We start from the raw sequence: 21,151 nt of genomic DNA, 5'->3' as shown, positions 1-21,151 counted from the left end.
TTGAGTGACTCGAACAACACCAATGTCCGAGCGCCTGGAGATGTACGGGATGAAACTACCTATATACCTGGATTATTCAGCAACAACACCCTGTGATCCGCGTGTTGCTGAGAAGATGAGTCAATGCCTGTTGTCTGAAGGCAATTTCGGTAATCCTGCATCCCGTTCACATGTATTTGGCTGGAAGGCAGAAGAAGCCGTTGAAAATGCTCGTAGACAGGTTGCGGATCTGTTGAATGCTGACCCCCGTGAAATTGTCTGGACTTCAGGTGCCACAGAGTCTGACAATCTCGCCATTAAAGGCGTAGCGCACTTTTACAGCAAGAAGGGTAAGCACGTCATTACTTCCAGGATTGAACACAAGGCGGTTCTGGATGCCTGTCGTCAGTTAGAGCGTGAAGGCTATGAGGTGACTTACCTCGAGCCAGATTCTCAGGGGATGATTACACCCGAGCAGGTAAGCAGTGCATTGCGTGAAGACACTGTTCTGGTCAGTCTCATGCACGTCAATAATGAAATTGGTGTGGTCACAGATATCGCAGCCATTGGCGAAATTACCCGAGCCAACAAGGTTTTGTTCCACGTTGATGCTTCGCAGAGTGCGGGTAAGCTGCCTATTGACCTGGCCAGTCTCAAAGTGGATCTGATGTCTTTATCGGCTCACAAAATGTATGGCCCTAAAGGTGTGGGCGTGCTGTACGTGCGTCGTAAGCCGCGCGTTCGTATCGAGGCTCAAATTCATGGTGGCGGTCATGAGCGTGGAATGCGTTCAGGTACTCTTGCTACACACCAGCTCGTCGGCATGGGTGAAGCTTGTCGTATCGCCAAAGAAGAGATGGCTGTTGATAACGAGCACAGCCTGAAGCTGCGTCAGCGCTTTATGAACAGTATTGCAGATATGGAAGAAGTCCATGTCAATGGCAGTCTTGAACACCGTGTTGCCGGTAATCTCAATATCAGCTTTGCCTTCGTAGAAGGTGAGTCCCTGATTATGTCTCTGAAAGATATTGCTGTCTCTTCCGGGTCGGCCTGTACTTCAGCCAGTCTGGAACCGTCTTATGTGCTGCGTGCGCTGGGCGTCAGCGATGAGCTGGCACACAGTTCCCTGCGTTTCAGCTTTGGTCGTTTCACAACCGCTGAAGAGGTAGATCATGCCGTTGCCCAGGTCAGAGAGGCCGTAGGAAAACTGCGTGAACTTTCACCTCTTTGGGATATGTACAAGGATGGCGTAGATCTGAGCACTGTTCAGTGGGTAGCACACTAATATCGAACCGGGTGGGAGGAAAATATCATGGCATACAGTGAAAAAGTAATCGATCACTACGAGAATCCCCGTAATGTCGGCAAACTAGACGACAAATCTGACAAGGTAGGTACGGGTATGGTCGGTGCGCCCGCCTGTGGTGATGTAATGCGTCTTCAGATTCAGGTTAGCGATGAGGGTGTGATTGAAGATGCTCGCTTCAAAACCTATGGATGTGGTTCTGCTATTGCCTCCAGCTCTCTGGCAACAGAGTGGATGAAAGGCAAGACGCTGGATCAGGCAGCAGAAATTAGAAACACAGATATTGCTGAAGAGTTGGCGCTTCCCCCTGTGAAGATCCACTGTTCAGTGTTGGCTGAAGATGCAATCAAGGCTGCAATCGACGATTATCGTACCAAACACGGCGGGTCATAAGGTTGGTGATATTCCATTGACCTGCTGGATTTATGTATTGAGTTGGAGTATTTCATGGCGATCACCATGACGAAAGCCGCAGCCCGGCATGTAAGGGATCAGCTGAAGAAGCGCGGCAGGGGTCTCGGTATTCGTGTAGCGGTGCGAACTTCTGGCTGTTCGGGCATGGCTTATGTGCTGGAGTTCGTGGATGAAACTGCCAAAGACGAGCTGTCTTTTAAAAGTCAGGGTGTCTACATATACTCGGATCAGAAGAGTCTGGTCTACCTTGATGGCACTGAGCTTGATTTTGTCAGGGAAGGTTTGAACGAGGGTTTTCAATTCAACAACCCCAATGCAGCCAGCGAGTGTGGTTGTGGTGAGAGCTTTAACGTTTGAACTTTGACGTACAGTGATACCCATGCAGCCTGACCCTCGTTCCTTTTACAATGCATTAAAAAGTCTTTTATCACGTGAGTGGTGAAAGACTTTTTGACATTGAGAGAGAGTTGTAATAAAGGCTGCGTAATGAATAAGTTTCGGGATTTCTGGTATTTTATTTGTTGATGGAATTCCGGCCTTCACCTATTTGGAATGTTCGGTATCGTGGTCGATTTAACCAAGAATTTTTTCGAGTTGTTTCAGTTGCCTGTCGAATTTCAGGTCGATCAGGCGTTGTTATCCGAGCGATATCGCGAATTGCAAAAGTCGGTTCATCCTGACCGGTTTGCCGGGGAAGATGAGCGTCAGCAAAGGTTGGCGGTTCAGTATGCGGCCTATGTTAATGAAGGGCTCGAAACACTGAAGTTGCCTCTCAATCGCTCACTTTACCTACTGGATCTGGCTGGCCATTCTGTTGATCTTGAAAATAATACGATTATGGACACGGCCTTCCTGATGGAGCAGATGGAGCTGAGAGAAGCTGTCAGCGAAATTCGTGAACATCAGGATCCTGAGTCTGAACTGGATCGGCTGATGGCTCAGGTGGACCAATCTGTAACGGATTATCAAAACGAATTTGCCTCTCTCTGGCAAAAGGGCGATGAGGCTTCTCTGGAGCAGGCTGCGGCTGTCGTTCAAAAAATGCAATTCATGGTTAAGCTGTCTATCGAACTGGAACAGCTGGAAGCCGAGCTCCTGGATGATTGAGAATCGAATATGGCACTTCTTCAGATATCTGAACCCGGGCAGGCTCCGGAACCTCATCAGCAAAAACGTGCAGTAGGCATCGATCTGGGAACGACCAACTCCCTGGTAGCGACCATTCGATCCGGCTCTGTGGAAACATTACCGGATCACGAAGGCCATCATATTCTGCCCTCAATAGTCCGATACGCAGACCAGGGTATCGAGGTGGGGCTGGCTGCGAAACCTTACGTCGTAGAGGATTCCCTGAATACCATTGTCTCAGTTAAGCGACTGATGGGGCGCGGTCTGGAAGATGTCAGCACACTGGGTGAGGTGATGCCTTATCACTTCACACAATCAGAAAGCAGTATGCCTTTGATTGAAACCCGTCGGGGTGCTGTCAGTCCGGTTGAAGTGTCTGCTGAAATTCTTCGTTCATTATCAGAGCGTGCCAGGGAAAGCCTGGGTGGTGAGCTGGATGGTGCGGTCATTACCGTGCCTGCTTATTTTGATGATGCACAACGACAGGCAACTAAATATGCAGCCAGGCTGGCAGGTTTACATGTATACCGTCTTTTGAATGAGCCCACTGCAGCTGCTGTTGCCTACGGACTGGATGACGGGGCTGAAGGGGTTATTGCTGTCTTTGACCTGGGTGGTGGTACCTTCGATATTTCTGTGCTCAGGTTGAAGAAAGGCGTGTTTGAAGTCATGGCTACGGGTGGAGATACAGCCCTGGGTGGTGATGATTTTGACAAAGCCGTTGCCCATTGGATTCTGGAGTCTGCTTCTGTTTCTGAAGCGGAACTTGACAGCGGGCTTTTCAGGGCCGTAATGACAGAGGCCTGCAGGGCTAAAGAAGCCCTGACTGACCTGGATAGCGTCCCCGTCGCCTTTGCTGGCTGGCAGGGTGAGCTGAGCCGTGTTCAGTTTAATGGGCTGGTTAAGCCACTGGTTTCCAGAACCATCAGAGCATTCAAACGAACCCTGCGTGATGCAGGCGTTAAGGCGGCTGACATTCGTGAAGTGGTTATGGTGGGTGGTTCTACCCGTGTACCCTTTGTTCGAGAGTCTGTGGCTGAATTTGTCGGCAAGCAACCCCTGACGTCTATTGATCCGGATCGGGTTGTAGCAATGGGCGCTGCGCAACAGGCCAATGTTCTGGCAGGGAACAAGTCTGCTGAAGAAATGTTGCTGCTGGATGTTATTCCTCTTTCGCTCGGTCTGGAGACCATGGGCGGATTGATGGAAAAAGTCATTCACAGAAATACCACTATTCCGGTCAGTAGGGCCCAGGAGTTTACAACCTATAAAGAAGGCCAGGCCGCAATGGCCATACAGGTTCTGCAAGGTGAGCGGGAGCTGGTGAGTGATAATCGTTCGCTGGCTCGCTTCGAGTTGCGCGGTATTCCACCACTGCCTGCCGGTGCTGCCAAGATTCGTGTGACTTTCCAGGTTGACGCGGACGGCCTGCTGGATGTTTCAGCGGAAGAAATGGCTACGGGTGTTAAAAGCAGTGTACAGGTCAAGCCCTCATTTGGTCTGACCGATGATGAAATCGCCCGTATGCTGAAAGAGTCCGTGAGTAGTGCTGTTGAAGACAGGGATGCCAGAAAACTGAGGGAGCAGGAAGTAGAGGCTGATCGTTTGACAGAAGCTCTGACAACGGCACTTAAAGCCGACGGGCGTGAACTGCTGAGTGAAGATGAATTTAACCGCCTGGTGGCTGATCTGGAACAACTCGGAACTGTAAGGCGTCTGGGGGATGCCGATGCCATCAAGCTTGAAATAGAACGTATCAGTAAGGCCACTGATGAGTTTGCTGCCCGTCGAATGAATTCGGGTATACGAAAAGCACTCTCGGGTCATAAGATTGACGAATTCAAGGAGTCCTGAACAATGCCGCAAATCGTATTTCTGCCCCATGATGAAATCTGTCCGGAAGGGGCTGTGATTGAAGCTGAGGCGGGGGTGACCGTATGTGATGCGGCTCTGGCTAATGGTATTGAGATTGAGCATGCCTGCGAAAAATCCTGTGCCTGTACCACCTGTCATGTTGTTGTTCGTGAAGGTTTTGACAGTATGGAAGAAGCTGATGAGCTGGAAGAAGATCTGCTCGACAAGGCCTGGGGTCTGGAGCCTGAATCTCGTTTGAGCTGTCAGGCGGTGGTTGCTGAAGAGGATCTGGTGGTAGAAATACCCAGGTACACGCTCAACCAGGTGTCAGAGAAACACTGATCCTGATGTGTTTTCGCTACAGAGGCTCCAATGAGTCTCTTTCTTTCCATAGAGTGGATCATCGAATAGGAGGAAGAAAGGCAATGAGATGGACAGATGTTTTCGACATTGCTGCTGAGCTGGTCGATGCCCATCCGGATGTTGATCCAAAATTTGTCAATTTTGTTGATCTGAGAGGCTGGGTGATGGCTCTGGAAGATTTTGATGATGATCCAGAGCGTTGTGGGGAAAAGATTCTGGAAGCAATTCAGGCGGCCTGGATAGAAGAGCTTGAGTGATCAGCCCAGCCAGCAGTACCAATGAGAGCTTTTAGCAATTATTGATTTATTCTTCCAGTTAACGATAGTTAAGGTCTTCAGGGTGAAGTATCTGCCCGATAAAGAGTATTCTCTCTGTTTTCTTATGTCGTAATATATAAAGAAATGGCCTGTTAAAATTAATTTTGATATTTTTTCTGATACCATCGACAAACATAGTTTGAGTGACTGCTGAAGCTTCAGTCCCTAATTCGTTGACTTTTATGGCGCAATTTTGTTGAACGCCGCTTAAAAAGATCTCTTTCGAAGAACCCACTAGCATGCCACCTAAATTGACTCTGCCTTGCTCAAACAAACATCCCAGACCCGTGTTTTGTAAGGCGGAATACAAGTCACTTTTGGAACGGGTCTCAAAAGCGGGTAAAGTAAGATCCACTTCTGGTACAGTTTGTATTGACGCAAGTAAATTGGCCATTAATCCAGTGGATATTCCTGAAACTGCTGTTCCTTCCGGGGGTAAAACCAGAACCATTTCATAGTTACCCCGGTAGGGAACCGTTACTGCTTGCCACTCATTGTGGGTAGCGTACCCTGTGTGTTGTATTTCCTGATGTAAAACTCTTCTGAGATGCACTCTTCCGTTTGCTAAAGTAAACATTCCTCCTTCCTGTTTACGATAAAAAGGTTGTTTCCACAGCCCTCTGAAGTAAACAGAATTGATGAGAATAAGTGCAGTCTCTGTGTTCCAATCATCAGCATTGCAAAAAGATCGAATCATGCCATGGGTTAAATAGCAGAACTCTTCGTTAAGATACCTTGCGAGTGCTTTCACGGATGGTCTGTTAGTAAAGTCTATATTCTCATGAACAATCGTATTCATCTTTTCAGCTTCCCTTCGATAGGTATCCTGAAGCTGGTGTCGGGAGGCCAATAATAAAGCGTTAGCTACAGAATAGACCTCGCCTCGCCCTGAACCGGCACATGGTTCTTCTGTTGTGGTGGGGAAAGCACAGCTTTCCAGAAATTTTGCGAGCAACTCCCGGGTGGTACCAGAGGCTCCCGCGAGTAGGGCCGACAGGGCGTGAAAAAGGCTGTCAGGGGAAAAAACAAAATTTGAATCTGGATGGGCCTGAGCTGCCAACATAAAAAGTCGCATCACCACTTCCACTTGTTGGGAGTGTTGTGTTGCTGGTTGAGTTACTGGATCTGGTGTCGTGCAGCTGGCGATAGGCGGATTGGCAGTTGGCAAGGACTTAGCTGGATAGTTAGCTGCCGGGTGGCAAACTGGGCAGACCAGAAAGACATCATCATTGAAAGCAGACATACACTCCTCGCATGTTTGGGGGGCGGCCCGAAGCGGAGGTGATGTTAATAAGAAACACAATGTCAATAGTGAAAGCTGTATTGCAGCGCATCGAGAGGAACGGTTGCTCAACTTATTTGTTAAAGTCAATTTTATGCCTGCCTTAGTGAGTGAGTTATTAAGCTTGAATAAATAGAAATGTTATGGCACTTGCGGGAGTGCGTAAGAATTGTAGACACACATTAGCTGCACTGCTGATCTCTCAAATGAGACAAGCGTGGTATTGGCGTTTTGAAATGCAATGATATGAGTTTGTTTTTTTCTCTTGTATGATTTTTACGGATATGACTGACACAGGGATAGTGATCGTTTACAATGCCGACCAAGCTTCCCCAATGACTGGAGGTGGCGCATTGAATTATAAACTTGACCCTTAATGGGCCAATAAAAGAACATTTGGAGAGTGTAATGGCCGTAGAGCGCACTTTATCAATTATCAAGCCTGATGCCGTTGCTAAAAATGTCATCGGCGAGATATTTAGCCGCTTTGAAAAAGCCGGCCTGAAAGTTGTCGGAACCTGCATGGTTCATCTGAGCAAAGAGAAGGCAGAAGGTTTTTATGCAGAGCATAAAGAGCGTCCTTTCTTTAAGGATCTGGTCGCTTTCATGACGTCGGGTCCGGTCGTTGTGTCGGTTCTGGAAGGTGAGAATGCGGTCGCTCATCACCGTGAGCTGATGGGCGCTACCAACCCGGCCGAAGCCGCTGCGGGAACTATCCGTGCCGATTTTGCTCAGACTATTGATGAAAATGCAGTGCATGGTTCGGATTCTCCGGCTTCTGCTGCCAGAGAAGTGTCCTACTTCTTTGAAGATGCAGACGTTTGTCCTCGCACCCGATAATGACATAACGGGGCATTCTTTCTGCAACCTGAAATCAGGGGTAGGCGTATGCCCTGTATTTTTATCTATAAAAATGCCGTGGCTATTGTGGTTTAATAGCGCTCATGTTTTTATCGTGAATCATTTTTCATTGGCTCAGTGTCGACGACTTTTCTCTATAGTCAATCATGGCAGTTAGTGAGAATGCAGCCATTTCAGGTTTGCATTAAATTCCGGCGAGGGATAATGCGAGTCCACCCCATGGCTGTTGGGCGGCTTATAGCGCTCATGGCTTTTTGAGGTATTAAGAATGTCAGAATTAATCACCGTAAGCGCTGAGGCCGGTGAGGTTCAAAACACACCTGTTAACCTGTTGGATCTGTCCCGCAGCAAGATGGTGGATTTTTTTCTCAGCATAGGTGAAAAGAAGTTTCGTGCTGAGCAGATGCTCAAGTGGATTCACCACTTCGGCGTCGATAATTTTGATGAAATGACCAATATCAGCAAAACTCTCAGGCAAAAGCTGAAAGAGGTGGCTGAAATTCGTGGTCCCCAAGTCGTCAGTAGCCAGTTTTCTGAAGATGGTACCTGCAAGTGGGTGGTCAGAGTCGCTTCGGGCAGTTGTGTCGAGACAGTCTATATACCGGAAGGAAAGCGCGGCACCCTCTGTGTATCCTCCCAGGCAGGGTGTTCACTGGACTGCAGTTTCTGCTCCACCGGTAAACAGGGTTTTAACTCCGATCTCACTGTGGCGGAAATTATCGGTCAGGTCTGGATTGCCGCGCGTCACTTTAATAATGTTCCCGCAAAGAAAGATCGTTCTATCACCAACGTCGTAATGATGGGGATGGGTGAGCCTCTGATGAACTTTGACAATGTCGTTGATGCCATGAACCTGATGATGGATGACCTGGGTTATGGCCTGTCCAAGCGCAGGGTAACACTGAGTACTTCGGGGGTTGTTCCCGCCCTGCGTAAACTGGGTGAGGTGACCGATGTGTCACTGGCAGTGTCGCTTCATGCAGCTAACGATGAATTGAGAAATGTGCTGGTTCCGATTAACCGTAAGTATCCGTTGTCAGACTTGCTGGATGCGATCGAACAATATATGAGTGGGCTTCCAGACAAACGTGTCGTAACCATTGAATATACGCTGCTGGCGGGAGTGAATGATCAGCCTGAGCATTCCATTGAGCTGATTCAGTTGTTGAAGAATGTCCCCTGTAAAATCAACCTGATCCCCTTTAATCCGTTCCCGCATTCCGGTTATGAACGCCCCAGCAACAATGCTGTACGTCGCTTCCAGGAACAACTTCAGGAAGCCGGCTTTAATGTCACCGTGCGCAAGACTCGTGGTGACGATATTGATGCTGCCTGTGGCCAGCTGGTGGGGCAGGTTGCAGACAAAACACGAAGAAGTGAACGCTATATCGCTGCTCGTCAGGTAAATGTTGGCTGATCAGAGTATCCGGTTTCCAATTCATTGATTCTGGTAAAAGCCTGTTTGAGCTGAAAATTATGACCGCAGGGGCCAGATTTCTGTGGCCTCGACTATCCCGGTTCACTTACTATGTTCAAAATAATTAAAAAACGGGGAGAAGTATGATCGCAAAACTGGGAATCAGTGCAGTTTTGTTCAGTATCATCCTGAGTGGTTGTGTGACAACCGGCGGGCCTGAACCCGTCAATGAAGGTGAAGCTGTCCGTAGCTACCTTGAACTGGCCAGGGGGTATGTGCAACAGGGTCTAACCGAAAAGGCAGTCAAGCCGATTAATCGAGCGTTGGAGATCCAGCCCCGATCAGCCGATGCCTTCGGCATGCTTGGGTTGGTTTATCAGCTTCAGGGAGAAGCCAGCCTGGCAGAGACATCTTTCAGGAAAGCCCTGTCTTTTAATCCTGACTCTTCTGAAATCCACAATAACTTTGGTGTATTTCTCTTCAGTCAGAACCGCCTGAGTGAGGCTTACCGTGAATTTGAGCAAGCCGCCGGTGACGTTCGTTACAGTAGCCGCAGCCGAGCTTATGAAAACCTGGGGCTGGTGGCATTAAAACAAGGCCGACGATCTCTGGCTGCAGAGCATTTTGACAAAGCTCTGAAACTGAACAGTAATTTACCTCGTGCAAGTCTGGAATTAGCGGCGATACTTGAAGAGCAAGGCCAGTTTCGTGAAGCCTGGAAGTACTATCAGGTCTTTACCCGTCTTTCCCGTCAGAATGAGCGATCCCTGAGGCTGGGGGTTCGCTTGGCCAGAGTTAATGGCGATCAGGATGCTGCAGCCAGTTATTCTTTGCAATTAGGGCGTTTATTCCCTTCTTCCACTGGAGAGGGAGTGCGGAGTAGAAGCGGTTATGAGTACTGATGAGCAAAACAGCCAGGAAGACCAGGAGGAGGCTTCTGCTGTCGCTCCTGGTCAGTTACTGAGTGCTGGAAGGCAAAAAGCAGGTCTTTCAATAGGTGAGGCTGCAGACCTTTTGAAGTTGCCAGAGTCTTATATTCTGGCGTTGGAAAGTAATGAGTTTGAGACACTGCCAGGTCTGGTTTTTGCCCGGGGGTACGTCAGACGCTATGCCCGGGCTCTCGGATTGGATGGTGATGAACTGGTGGATCACTTTGATCGTTTCACCGGGCACAGTGGCGCCGAAACCCCTCATTTGAAAGCAGGTGCTCCATTGACAACCTGGCGTCCAATGTCTTCTTTTTTTGCCTGGGGAGCAAGCCTTCTCACGGTTATTCTGGTGGGGGCGGGCAGTTATTATGGATGGAATCTGGACAAACGTTCTGCTTCGCAATCGGAAGTGATTTTTCGGCAGCAGCCCTCCGTTGTTATCGAGTCGTCAGAAGATGTTTCTGAAGCAGAAAAAGTGATGCCCGTGCAGGTTGACTTTGATGATTCTGAAATGGAAGTGACAGAGCCTGAGAACGAATCAGAAAATGATGATATACCTGCGGTTGGTCAGGACAGTGAAGAACCTCTTGGTCAAACTGAACGGGTTCTTCCCGAAGTGGGCAGTTCTCTTTCCGATGTTGACGGCTCTCTCTCTGGTGCTGAGGGCTCTCTCTCCGACAATGGCTCCCCTGTCAGGCTGGCTATTGACTTTGTTGAGGACTGCTGGATTGAAGTCAAGGATATGAGTGGTCGTGCTCTCTATACCGATGTTCAGAGGGCAGGCTCAAACCTGGAGCTTGAAGTACCCTCATCCGTTCAGGTCCGCTTTGGGAATGTGAAAGGTGTGGCGGATCTAAAATTTGATGGCAAAAAAGTCGCGGTCAAGACGTCTGGCTCGGGTCGCAGGGTAGCAAGCCTGTTACTGAAAGCTGGCTGATTGAGAATCCGGTTCTGCGACAAGCCAGTCTGCCTATACTCAGGGCCCCGGAAAAGTTATAGTTGGCGCTTTTGTCGTTGGAATAAGCCTTTTTGAGCAATTTTTGCCGGTTGATAGTAATGCTTCAGGCATTATCTGCCATTATTACCTGCTCACCAACGTTCATTTAGAGGATTGAGAGGGCGTCAGAACTTGGCAAAGCAACTTCAAGCCATTCGCGGGATGAATGACATCCTGCCAGATCAGAGTCCTGCCTGGCAGTACCTGGAGTCCAGACTCCGTAACCTGATGGCGACTTACAGTTATCGCGAAATCAGGATGCCTGTGGTTGAGCCCGGTCCACTATTTAGCCGGGGCATCGGTGCAGGTACAGATATTGTAGAAAAGGAAATGTACACCTTCGAGGACCGCAACGGCGAGAGTCTCTCTCTGCGTCCCGAAGGGACAGCCGGTTGTGTTCGAGCCGGTATCCAGCACGGTTTGCTCTATAACCAGACACAAAGACTCTGGACTATGGGGCCTATGTTCCGTTATGAGCGTCCACAGAAAGGTCGTTATCGTCAGTTTCATCAGTTTAGTGTTGAAACCTTCGGCATGGCTGGCCCCGACATTGACTCGGAACTTATATTGTTGACTGCCAGACTCTGGAAAGAGTTGGGTATTGATCAGCATGTGCGTCTGGAACTCAATACTCTGGGTACGTTGGAAGCTCGGCAGAATTATCGTGAGGCTCTGGTCGAGTATTTATCCCGCTTCGAACAGGAATTGGATGAAGACAGTCGGAATCGTCTGGGTATCAATCCTCTGAGAATTCTTGACAGTAAAGATAAACGCACCCGGGAAATTGTTGCGGATGCACCGGTATTGCACGATTATCTGGACGCTGAATCGGCCGAACATTTTGAAACCCTGAAAAGTATTCTTGATGCGGCAGGGATTTCTTATGTCGTTAATCCACGTCTGGTGCGCGGGCTGGATTACTATAGCCGGACCGTGTTTGAATGGATAACAGACAGTCTTGGCGCACAGGGAACCGTTTGCGGTGGTGGCCGTTACGATGCTCTGGTTGAACTGCTGGGTGGCAAGCCAACCCCGGCAGTAGGATTTGCCATGGGGCTGGAACGCCTGGTACTGATGCTGGAAACGTTGAATCTGATTCCCGAGTCGGTTCAAAAGACAGTTGATGTCGCTGTGGTCACCCGTGGAGAGGGTGTCAGTGCTAAAGCTCTGCCCCTGATTGAGCAAATAAGAACAGCGGTTCCGGATGTGCGCATTCTGGTCAATTGCGGTGGAGGCTTTAAAGGACAGATGAAAAGGGCCTTTAACAGCGGAGCTGACTTCGCCTTCATCATTGGAGAAGATGAGTTGGCCAGTCAGTCGGTAACCGTTAAGTCTCTGTCAATAGATGGTGAGCAGGAAAGCATGGATATTCCTGCTGTGGTTGAATTTTTGAAAAAGCGAATTCAGGAGTAAAGAGTGAGCCGTACAGATGAAGAAGAAGTAGAACTGCTTAAGAACCTCTGGCAGGAATACGGCAAGCCGGTTGTTGCTGGCGTTGCTATCACTGTCGTAGCTATTTTCGGCTACAAGGCTTACCAGAAGAATCAGCTGGAAACGGCAGCTGCTTCATCACAGCTTTATCAGAGCCTTCTGGAAGTCACTACTCAGGGGCAGTCGCTGTCAGAGCAACAGAAATCCACCGTTAAACACGTGGTGGAAACTCTGCAGTCTGATTACGAGAGCTCTGATTATGCGGCTTTTGCAACACTGCTTCAGGCCCGTGAACAGGTTCTGGATAATGATCTTGATGGTGCCCGTTCTTCCCTTGAATGGGTGCTGGCTCAAAAGCCCGATCTGGAAATTGAGCTGGTGACTCGTGCCCGACTGGCGCGAGTGATGCTGAGCCAGTCTGACGATAACGCACAAGCGGCGCTGGATGTTTTGGCCAAAGCCGATTCGGAAGCCGGTTTTGTAGCGACTATCGAGTCCGTTCGAGGCGATGCACATCTGGCAATGGGTCAGAGAGACAAAGCACGTGAATCCTATGAAAAGGCACTGGAAGCTGCCCGTACTAACGGAGAGTCCCGGCCTCTGCTGCAGTTCAAACTGGATGATCTGGCAGCTAACGTAAAAGAGGGCTAATGGATGGAGAGGATAATAAGATCACTGCTGATCGTTTCCCTGACGCTGGGGCTGGCTTCCTGTAGCCTGTTTTCCGATGACGAGGATATAGTCCGCAAACCAAAGACCCTCACCGGGTTTGAGCCGGATATTGAATTGCAAGAGGTCTGGTCCAGAAGTATCGGTAAAGGTGTCGAAGACAGCTATGAGCGACTGGTGCCTTCTGTTTCAGGCGATGTGATTTATGCTGCAGGCGCTCAGGGGGATGTCATTGCCCTGAACCTTGAGACTGGTAAGGAGATTTGGAAGAAAAGTCTGGAATTAGCTGTCGGTGGTGGCATTACTGCTGACTTCGGGATACTGCTTCTGGGAACCCTGGATGGGCATGTCATTGCCCTGAAAGAGGAAGATGGCAGTGAGCTCTGGAAAGCCAGAGTAAGCAGTGAAGTGATTTCTTCTCCCCAAACCAACGGTCGTGTCGTCATGGTTCAGAGTATTGACGATACGATTACGGCTCTCGATGCTGAAACCGGCAAGGAGCTTTGGCATCAGGAAAACCTGCAACCTGCACTGACTTTGAGAGGCTCCAGTACGCCGCTTATTGAAGGCGAAGCGGTGTTTGTTGGGCTCTCCAATGGTGAGGCGAAGGCATTCAGGGTGAATGATGGTGGTCCTCTCTGGAACAGTCGGGTTTCTATTCCGAAAGGTTCTTCCGAGCTGGAAAGAATGGTCGACATTAAGGCGGAGCCACTGATCGTAGGTGACAACCTGTTTATGGTCAGCTTTCAGGGTAATGTAGCTGCCATGGATATGTACAGTGGCCGTGTCCGCTGGAGTCGGGAATTATCCAGCTACAAGTCGATTGCAGAAGGTTTCGGCTCCCTGTATCTGACGGATGACAGCAGTTATGTCAGTTCTCTGGATCAGCGCAGTGGTGCGGTCAGCTGGAGGCAGGATAAGCTGGAATATCGTTTGCTGACAGCGCCAACGACATACAGCAGCTATGTAGCTGTGGCTGATCTGGAAGGCTATGTTCATCTATTGTCTCAGGTTGATGGTGTTATGGCAGGTCGGTTCAAGGCCAGTTCATCAGCGATCAAAGCCCCTCCTGTGGTATCGGGTGATTTCCTCTTTGTGCTCAGTGCCGAAGGTACTTTGACTGCGGTCAACCAAAAATAATTTGCTGAATCAAACAGTGACTTTGGCAAAGGATTAAAGCCGGGCTGAATCTTGGAAGGTTCAGCCCTTTTTCTGTTATTTGAATGCTGGGAATCTGTTGCAATTGACCCGTCAAGGTCTGTCAGGACAGATTTCATGACAGACTGCTCCCACTTAAACGGCAGTTTGTCTGTAACTGGTTTAAAGTTTTGGGGGTATTCAATAGCCCCAGTGGAATGAAGTGTATGGTTCCTGTAATTGCCCTGGTGGGGCGTCCCAATGTTGGCAAGTCTACGCTGTTTAATCGTCTGACTCGCTCTCGTGATGCTCTGGTTGCCAATGTAGCCGGTCTTACCCGTGATCGTAAATACGGGGAAGGCAGAATGGGCTCGAGACCTTATATTGTTGTTGATACCGGTGGAATCAGCGGTGATGAGGAAGGCATTGATTCAGCTATGGCTGAACAGTCCCTGGCGGCCATCCGGGAAGCTGATATTGTTCTGTTCCTGGTCGATGCCAGAGCCGGATTGACTGCCGCTGATGAAATGATTGCTGGTCATCTGCGTAAGCAGAACAAGCAGTACCATCTGGTGCTTAACAAGACGGATACCGTTGATGCTGATCAGGCAGAAGCCGATTTTGCCATTCTTGGCTTTGGTGAAGCCTTCCATATTGCTGCTGTTCATGGCCGTGGTGTCAAAGGCATGATTGAAGGCGTTCTCGAAGAAGTGATGGGGCCAGAGTCCGATGAGTTTGAAGAAGATGAAGACGACCCGGAAACGGTCAAGGCCAGAGGTATCAGGATTGGCATTGTAGGACGACCCAATGTGGGTAAGTCGACACTGGTCAATCGTTTGCTGGGGGAAGAACGTGTTGTCGTTTATGATCAGGCCGGAACAACCCGCGACAGTGTTTACATACCTTATGAACGCTGGGGTCAGGATTACACTTTGATCGATACGGCAGGTGTTCGCCGCCGTGGTAAAGTCCATGAAGTGGCTGAAAAGTTCTCAGTAATTAAAACCCTTCAGGCTATTGAAGATGCCAATGTCGTGGTACTGGTTGTGGATGCCAGAGAAGGGATTGTGGAACAGGATCTGCATCTGCTGGGCTTTGTGCTGGAAGCTGGTCGTGCCGTTGTGATTGCCGTAAACAAGTGGGACGGCATGAAAGAAGAAGAGCGAAAAAAGGTTAAAGAAGAACTGTCCAGAAGGCTGGAGTTTATCAATTTTGCCCGTATTCACATGATCTCTGCCAAGCACGGAACTAATGTCGGTCATCTCTATGACTCTATCGACGAAGCCTATGAGTGTGCGACTCGCAAACTGTCTACCAACCAGCTGACCCGAATTTTGGAAGATGCTACCAAGATTCATCAGCCACCTATGGTTCGAAATCGTCGTATCAAATTAAGGTACTGTCATGCGGGTGCCATGAATCCACCGACTATCATTATTCATGGTAATCAGACAGAAGAAGTTCCTGCTTCCTATAAGCGCTATCTGGAAAATACGTTCAGAAAGGTGCTAAAGATCATGGGAACACCCATTCGGATTGAATTCCGTTCTTCAGAAAACCCTTATGCAGAACGCAAAGCGGTTCACAAGAAGAGCTCTGGGGGTGAGCGGAAGGTAACTCACAAGCGTCGTGTTATTGAACTGAAAGGCAAGAGGAAGGATGATAAAAAGAAAAAACAAAAATCTCGCCGCTAGATAGACTACGTGGGCTGATAAAAAGCTGGGTGCAAGCGTTGCACTCAGGCCCATTCTCTTCAGTATTAAATGGATTTGCATCTGTAACATTCTGATTAACGACGATTTTCTCTCCTTTAGGGGGGCAAATCTTATAGCTGCCAGTAAATTAAACAGTTGTTTGAAAATGGTTATGCTGTACATTGGTACTTACTATGATTTGAGATTGCATTGACATGAATAGCGATGAGCAGATAGTAAGCATTGTTCAGCAGTTTTTCCAAGCAGTTCCCCATTGTCGTGTATTGGAGATGAAGCCGGAGCATGCCTCTTCTGAAGGTGTTGTCATTAACATGCCGTTTAGTGACGAACTGGAAGCCAACCCGGGAAGTGGAATCATTCATTCAGGTGCGATAACAACCCTGATGGATAGCGCTTTCGGTATAGCCGCCTGTATAAGTCTGCCAGGCTTTGAGACTTGTCCTACCATTGACCTGCGAATTGATCATCTGGGTTTTCCGGCTCCTTTCAAGCCGGTTCGCTGCTTTGCTGAAGCCTATCGGGTTACTAAAACCGTTGTCTTTACAAGAGGGGTAGTCTATCAGGGCAATCGTGACGAGCCTTTTGCGCACGGCGTGGGAACCTTTATGAGATCCGGGCGAACCTTGAGCCAAATGGCTAAGGGGTTGGCAAAATGAAGATTCAGAACGACTTTCGTGAGGTTCTGCTTCAGGCCAGAGCGACCAGTGATTACAGTTATCTGACGGAGCTCTTGCCCTACGCCAGGAAAATTGGCATGAGTTGCCAGTCTCTGGGTGATGATGCCCTTTTTGTTCTGCCTGAAAACAGAGATAACACGGGTAATCCGGTGTTACCAGCACTCCATGGTGGTGTGCTGGGTGGTTTTATGGAAATGTCGGCAGCCATTCACTTGATGTTGTTTATGGATGAGCCAAAAATTGCCAAGATTGTGGATTTTTCTATTGATTATTTAAGAAGCGCAAAAATTCAGGATGTTTTTGCAGAATGCGATGTGGTGAGACAGGGTAGCCGGATCGCCAATGTTGCGATCACCGCCTGGCAGAGCCGCAGGGAAATACCGGTGGCAACAGCAAGAGCACACTTTCGGCTTGATAGCTTATAAGTACTCAACCATACGAAATCATATTTTCTGACTTATTGTTCAGGCACTCGCGGCAACTGCTCCTGCGTTGCTCTAGCTCCTGCATCCATGCAGTCGTGATGCGTTGCAACTCTGGTCACATAGCATGCTATGTTCCCGTCGTTGCGCCTTGCAGAGCACCTACCCAATAAGCCAGAAATATTCGATTCCGTATGGCCGAGTATTTAGAACCTGATCTCATGAGCTCGGGCATGACTGCAATTCATGCCTGAGTGATGCTTTCCTGAATACTTCCTGATACATTTCCCGACAATTTTGTACAGATGCAGAGAAGCTCATGAGCGGAACCTTTGATTTAGCGATTTATGATGCACAGAGTCTTGCCGGGGAAGCAGTCTTGGCTATTCTGGAAGAGAGCCATTTAACCCCCGGAGTTGTCTATCCGCTGACAGGGCCTGAAGAGTCCAATACGCCTGGAGATGAGACTACAGTAGCTTTCAAAGGCGCTGAAGTCGATGTGATTAGTGCGTTGACGTTTCATTATGCCGATGCCGATCTTCTGATTATACCCGCTGGCTCACAAATTAATCCTGAGGTTCTGAATCTGGCCAGTGAGTGTGGCTGTCGTGTAGTTAATGGTGCTATCGGTGCCGAGGCCGAGATGTACCTGCCGGGTCTGTCTGATGCTGCGGAACTGTCAGGCTTGCAGGAGATCGCAATTCCTGCCAGTCCTGCTGCCCTGATGCTTCAGGTCATGAAGCCGCTTCAAGATGCAGTCGGCATTGATTCTATCAATGTCATGGCCAGCCTTTCACTGGCTGAAGCTGGTCAGAGAGGGATTGAAGAATTGCGTGGGCAAACGATTGATTTGCTCAGTGGCAAGCCAGTGAAGAAAAAGCTTTTTGAGCAGCGAATTGCTTTCAATGTCCTGCCGCAGGTGGGTGTCGTCACTGAGGCAGGTTTTACATTACCGGAGCGAATGATTGCTAAAGAACTCATGAAAGGGCTGGATCAGGATGATCTCAGGGTCAGTGCTACCTGTGTGCGTGTGCCTGTATTCTTTGGTGACAGCCTCGCAGTTCACCTGGATCTGGACCGTCCAGTTGATGAGCAGACTGTCAGGGATCTCCTTGCAGGGGTTGCTGGTATTGAGTTGGCGGCCGATGATGAAATGCCTTCTGTTGAAACTGTGGCAGGAAAAGATGCCATTGTCGTTGGTCGGATTCGTCAAAATCCGGATCATGCCGATCAAATATGTCTCTGGATTGTTGCTGATCCGGTGCGATGTGGCGCATTTCAGGCATTGGCAGTGGCAGAGATATTGCTAAAAGACTTTTTAAAATGATAACTTAGCTTAGAATAGTGACAGTTCCTTATTGAAATTGTCAGAATAATAAAAATTTTATCCTGAAGCCTTGCTTTGACTAGAGCAGCGTAGGGCTTCAGGTAATCAGGAACTGTTAGCCGTACCGGTTTTATGGCTATGAGTGATCATAGCTTTTGGTGTATTCCATGTTGGAGTACAGATTGGGCACCTGTCTTCTGTTTGAGGGTGCAGCACACATCTGGAAAGCTGTTTGTTATAAAAAGTGTCGTCAAAGAAAACCTCATGCCCCGAAAGGCGGGGGTTGAGAATAGTTGACGACCTGAATTGTTCAGTTTTTAACTCGGTTCTGCTTCTGGCTGTCGATGTAAGGTGTGTTTACGGGCGGGTTTTCTGATTCGTGCAGATAACAAGGACTCATAATGAAACTGCAAAAGCTTGTAGCAGCTATGGTCATATCAGGAGCAATGGGTTCCGGTCTGGCGAATGCACTGGGGTTGGGTGAAGTGCGCTTGAATTCTGCGCTCAATCAACCGCTGGATGCCGAGATTGAATTGCTGCAAGTCAGAGAGTTGACCCGGAACGAGATTCTGCCCAATCTTGCCAGTCGTGCAGATTTTCAACGGGCGGGGCTCGACAGGCCTTTCAGTCTGACTGGCCTGAATTTTAAAACCATTCTGAGAGAGGACGGTACGGGCTATATTCATGTCACCAGCAGTCAGGCGGTTCGTGAGCCCTTCCTTAATTTTCTGCTGGAAGTGCACTGGCCCAGTGGTCGCCTGCTCCGGGAATACACCATGCTGCTGGATCCGCCAGCCTTTAGCCAAGAGGCAGCGGCTCCGGTAAATCCTGCTTCTACCCAGACATACAACAGTGGTTTTCCTGAGCCTTCACGTGGTCAGAGTGTGAATCCGTTCGATCAGAGAGGGTACTCTGAGAGTCAATCTTCATCCTACCAGCCAGAAGAATCATCCAGGCCGATCCAGGTCAATCCGGTCAGGGAAGAGCCTGTTCGCACCGGTGTCCGTAGCTATTCTGGACCAGGCCAGCGAGATACTTATGAAGTGCAGCCTAATGATAGTCTCTGGAATATTGCCAGAAGTGTCAGGCCTGCCAGTGATCTGAGTATTCAGCAGACGATGCTGGCTCTGCAGAAAAAGAATTCACAAGCCTTTGTTCAAAATAACATCAACCGTCTTAAAAAAGGACAGGTGTTGCGCTTGCCTGACAGAGATGAAATTGCACAAGTGAGCTTTCAGGATGCTGTTAGTGAAGTGGCTCGACAGAATCGTGAGTGGCAGGCTCGTCTGGAGCAACTGGATGCAACACGACGCAGCTCAGCCGAGTCGGGTGGAGAAGGTGCTGGAAACAATGGGCGTTTGTCGATTGTTGCCACAGATAATAGCTCTGGTGCGGGCAGTGATCTGGGAAGAGGGTCTGCAGACACGGCAACCACGGCGCTTCAGAATGAGTTGGCAATGACTCGTGAGAAGATGGATAACCTGACTCGCGAGAATGAAGAGCTTAAAAGCCGTTTAAAAGATCTCGACGATCAGATCAGTACCCTGAAAAGACTGATAGATCTGAAAGATGATCAGATGGCCGCACTGACACAACAGCCTGCCGGGACACCGGCGCAAATAGCGCCGGAAACCAGGCCGCTTCCTGTGGCTGAGCAACCAGTACCAGAATCTGAGCCTGGCTTCCTGAGCTTCCTGTTTGGTCACCCTCTTTATCTGGTCTTGTCAGCTCTGCTGCCATTAGGTCTGATTGCGGCCCTGTTAGTTTACCGACGTCGCAAGCAGGAAGAAGAGGACGAGATCGAAGTTGAGGAAGCGTCCAGCCTGGAGCCGATGTCGCTGATTCCTGATGAACCTCAACAGGATGATCAGGAAGAGTTCGAGCTGGATGAGACACTCGAAATCGATGAAGACAGTCTGCTTGAAGATGAAGAGCCAGAAGAGACGACTCAGCAGACCGAGGATGCAATCAGTGAAGCCGATATCTATATTGCCTACGGCAGATTTCCGCAAGCTGTTGAGCTTCTGGAAAAAGCCATTGCAAATGAGCCGGATCGTTCGGATCTGAGACTCAAGCTGCTGGAAGTTCATGCTGAAAATAATGATCTGGATAACTTTAAGGCAGCTCTGGCAGGTGTTGAGTCGCTGGATGATCAGGATGCCCTGCGTCAGGCTGATGCCTATAAAGCCCGGTTCCCGGCTGAAGCTTTCTTTGGAGATGTTACTCAACAAGCGGCTACTGAAGAGGCAGATGACGATTTTGAGCAATTCGACCTGAATGAAGCACTCAACGATGAAAGCGATGTTGATTCTGATGGCGAGCTGGGTGATTTGGAGTTTGATCTGGATGACCTGGAGTTCAATGATGAGCCTGCTGAGTCGGCTGATGATCTGGACTTCCAGCTGGATGATCTTGATCTGGAGCCAGAACAGGGCGAAGACGATACTTCTGAGGCACTTGAAGAACTGGAGCTGCCTTCAGAATCGGACGTAGCTGCTCAGGAAGCGGTTCCTGCTCCAGGCGATAATCTTGATGATCTGGAGCTTGAACTGGATGAACGCTATGCCGATGATGACGAACAGTCGCTGAGCTTCGATGATGGCCTGCCTGACCTGGAGTCGGTTCTGGAAGACGATGATCTGGAGTTCCTTTCTGATGACGATGAAGCAGCAACCAAGTTGGATTTGGCAAGGGCCTACATTGACATGGGTGATATAGAAGGTGCCAGGGACATTCTGCAGGAGGTGCTTGAGTCTGGCTCTGATGAGCAGAAGCAGGAAGCTCAGGCACTGATGGAGCATGCGGTTTAACATTCCCCAGCCTCAATTCAATAAGTACCTGGCCAGTTGGTTTCGCATATTCTGGCGAGTGGATTTTTTCATCCTTCAAGGCGCAACGACGGGCGCGTAGCCATAGCTACGCAACC

Annotated in this window: 20 protein-coding genes; 19 read left to right on the top strand and 1 reads right to left on the bottom strand. The window is 49.1% G+C overall.

Annotation, left to right across the window (positions count from 1 at the left end; translation table 11 throughout):
* The first annotated feature begins 49 nt into the window (after nucleotides 1-49).
* From ACOJUO_RS23105 to iscX, 7 genes are all read left to right on the top strand, one after another.
* On the top strand, nucleotides 50-1,264 hold the full coding sequence (locus ACOJUO_RS23105; RefSeq protein ID WP_422134238.1) for an IscS subfamily cysteine desulfurase: 1,215 nt from the start codon (nucleotides 50-52) through the stop codon (nucleotides 1,262-1,264).
* A gap of 27 nt (nucleotides 1,265-1,291) precedes the next feature.
* A complete protein-coding gene (iscU, locus tag ACOJUO_RS23100) occupies nucleotides 1,292-1,678 on the top strand; it encodes a Fe-S cluster assembly scaffold IscU (protein WP_422134237.1) in 387 nt (128 codons plus the stop codon).
* Nucleotides 1,679-1,732: 54 nt separating this feature from the next.
* Nucleotides 1,733-2,056: an iron-sulfur cluster assembly protein IscA gene (iscA, locus tag ACOJUO_RS23095; RefSeq protein ID WP_317142071.1), complete on the top strand. Its 324-nt coding sequence runs from the start codon at nucleotides 1,733-1,735 to the stop codon at nucleotides 2,054-2,056.
* 207 nt (nucleotides 2,057-2,263) lie between these two features.
* Nucleotides 2,264-2,806, top strand: coding sequence for a Fe-S protein assembly co-chaperone HscB (hscB, locus tag ACOJUO_RS23090; protein ID WP_422134236.1), 543 nt, complete (start codon nucleotides 2,264-2,266; stop codon nucleotides 2,804-2,806).
* Between the two features lie 9 nt (nucleotides 2,807-2,815).
* The gene (gene hscA, locus ACOJUO_RS23085; protein WP_422134235.1) at nucleotides 2,816-4,681 is read left to right on the top strand and encodes a Fe-S protein assembly chaperone HscA; all 1,866 of its coding nucleotides are present in this window, start codon (nucleotides 2,816-2,818) and stop codon (nucleotides 4,679-4,681) included.
* Nucleotides 4,682-4,684: 3 nt separating this feature from the next.
* Nucleotides 4,685-5,023: an ISC system 2Fe-2S type ferredoxin gene (gene fdx, locus ACOJUO_RS23080; RefSeq protein WP_422134234.1), complete on the top strand. Its 339-nt coding sequence runs from the start codon at nucleotides 4,685-4,687 to the stop codon at nucleotides 5,021-5,023.
* Between the two features lie 83 nt (nucleotides 5,024-5,106).
* Nucleotides 5,107-5,301 (top strand): Fe-S cluster assembly protein IscX, encoded by a 195-nt coding sequence (iscX, locus tag ACOJUO_RS23075; protein WP_422134233.1) that lies wholly within the window; start codon nucleotides 5,107-5,109, stop codon nucleotides 5,299-5,301.
* Nucleotides 5,302-5,359: 58 nt separating this feature from the next.
* Here the strand turns inward: iscX and ACOJUO_RS23070 are convergent, their stop codons facing one another.
* Nucleotides 5,360-6,733 (bottom strand): serpin family protein, encoded by a 1,374-nt coding sequence (locus ACOJUO_RS23070; RefSeq protein WP_422138303.1) that lies wholly within the window; start codon nucleotides 6,731-6,733, stop codon nucleotides 5,360-5,362.
* A 318-nt stretch (nucleotides 6,734-7,051) separates the two neighbouring features.
* On the opposite strand from ACOJUO_RS23070, the gene ndk reads away from it, so the two are divergent.
* The 12 genes from ndk to ACOJUO_RS23010 all read left to right on the top strand — a co-directional run bounded on the left by ndk (nucleotide 7,052) and on the right by ACOJUO_RS23010 (nucleotide 21,035).
* Nucleotides 7,052-7,483: a nucleoside-diphosphate kinase gene (gene ndk, locus ACOJUO_RS23065; protein ID WP_422134231.1), complete on the top strand. Its 432-nt coding sequence runs from the start codon at nucleotides 7,052-7,054 to the stop codon at nucleotides 7,481-7,483.
* Nucleotides 7,484-7,772: 289 nt separating this feature from the next.
* Entirely contained in the window at nucleotides 7,773-8,921 is a 1,149-nt protein-coding gene (rlmN, locus tag ACOJUO_RS23060) for a 23S rRNA (adenine(2503)-C(2))-methyltransferase RlmN (RefSeq protein WP_422134230.1), read from the top strand.
* A 143-nt stretch (nucleotides 8,922-9,064) separates the two neighbouring features.
* Nucleotides 9,065-9,823 carry a type IV pilus biogenesis/stability protein PilW gene (gene pilW, locus ACOJUO_RS23055; RefSeq protein ID WP_422134229.1) on the top strand — a complete coding sequence of 253 codons (759 nt, stop codon included), beginning with the start codon at nucleotides 9,065-9,067 and terminating at the stop codon, nucleotides 9,821-9,823.
* Complete coding sequence (locus ACOJUO_RS23050) at nucleotides 9,813-10,787, top strand: helix-turn-helix domain-containing protein (protein WP_422134228.1); 975 nt, start codon at nucleotides 9,813-9,815, stop codon at nucleotides 10,785-10,787. Before pilW ends, ACOJUO_RS23050 begins: the two co-directional genes overlap by 11 nt.
* A 192-nt stretch (nucleotides 10,788-10,979) precedes the next feature.
* On the top strand, nucleotides 10,980-12,260 hold the full coding sequence (gene hisS / locus ACOJUO_RS23045; protein WP_422138302.1) for a histidine--tRNA ligase: 1,281 nt from the start codon (nucleotides 10,980-10,982) through the stop codon (nucleotides 12,258-12,260).
* Nucleotides 12,261-12,263: 3 nt separating this feature from the next.
* Nucleotides 12,264-12,929, top strand: coding sequence for a YfgM family protein (locus tag ACOJUO_RS23040; protein WP_422134226.1), 666 nt, complete (start codon nucleotides 12,264-12,266; stop codon nucleotides 12,927-12,929).
* A 3-nt stretch (nucleotides 12,930-12,932) separates the two neighbouring features.
* Entirely contained in the window at nucleotides 12,933-14,087 is a 1,155-nt protein-coding gene (bamB, locus tag ACOJUO_RS23035) for an outer membrane protein assembly factor BamB (RefSeq protein ID WP_422138301.1), read from the top strand.
* 224 nt (nucleotides 14,088-14,311) lie between these two features.
* Nucleotides 14,312-15,778, top strand: a complete 1,467-nt coding sequence (der, locus tag ACOJUO_RS23030) for a ribosome biogenesis GTPase Der (RefSeq protein WP_422134224.1) — start codon at nucleotides 14,312-14,314, stop codon at nucleotides 15,776-15,778.
* 215 nt (nucleotides 15,779-15,993) lie between these two features.
* The gene (locus ACOJUO_RS23025) at nucleotides 15,994-16,455 is read left to right on the top strand and encodes a PaaI family thioesterase (RefSeq protein ID WP_422134223.1); all 462 of its coding nucleotides are present in this window, start codon (nucleotides 15,994-15,996) and stop codon (nucleotides 16,453-16,455) included.
* On the top strand, nucleotides 16,452-16,901 hold the full coding sequence (locus tag ACOJUO_RS23020) for a PaaI family thioesterase (RefSeq protein WP_422134222.1): 450 nt from the start codon (nucleotides 16,452-16,454) through the stop codon (nucleotides 16,899-16,901). Before ACOJUO_RS23025 ends, ACOJUO_RS23020 begins: the two co-directional genes overlap by 4 nt.
* A 316-nt stretch (nucleotides 16,902-17,217) precedes the next feature.
* Entirely contained in the window at nucleotides 17,218-18,225 is a 1,008-nt protein-coding gene (locus ACOJUO_RS23015; RefSeq protein ID WP_422138300.1) for an Asd/ArgC dimerization domain-containing protein, read from the top strand.
* 401 nt (nucleotides 18,226-18,626) lie between these two features.
* Complete coding sequence (locus tag ACOJUO_RS23010) at nucleotides 18,627-21,035, top strand: FimV/HubP family polar landmark protein (protein WP_422138299.1); 2,409 nt, start codon at nucleotides 18,627-18,629, stop codon at nucleotides 21,033-21,035.
* The last annotated feature ends 116 nt before the right edge of the window (nucleotides 21,036-21,151 follow it).

This window comes from Endozoicomonas sp. ALC020 (assembly GCF_049275935.1).
In the GTDB taxonomy this organism is placed as follows: Bacteria; Pseudomonadota; Gammaproteobacteria; order Pseudomonadales; family Endozoicomonadaceae; genus Endozoicomonas_A.
This window is presented reverse-complemented; position numbering and strand designations above follow the sequence as displayed.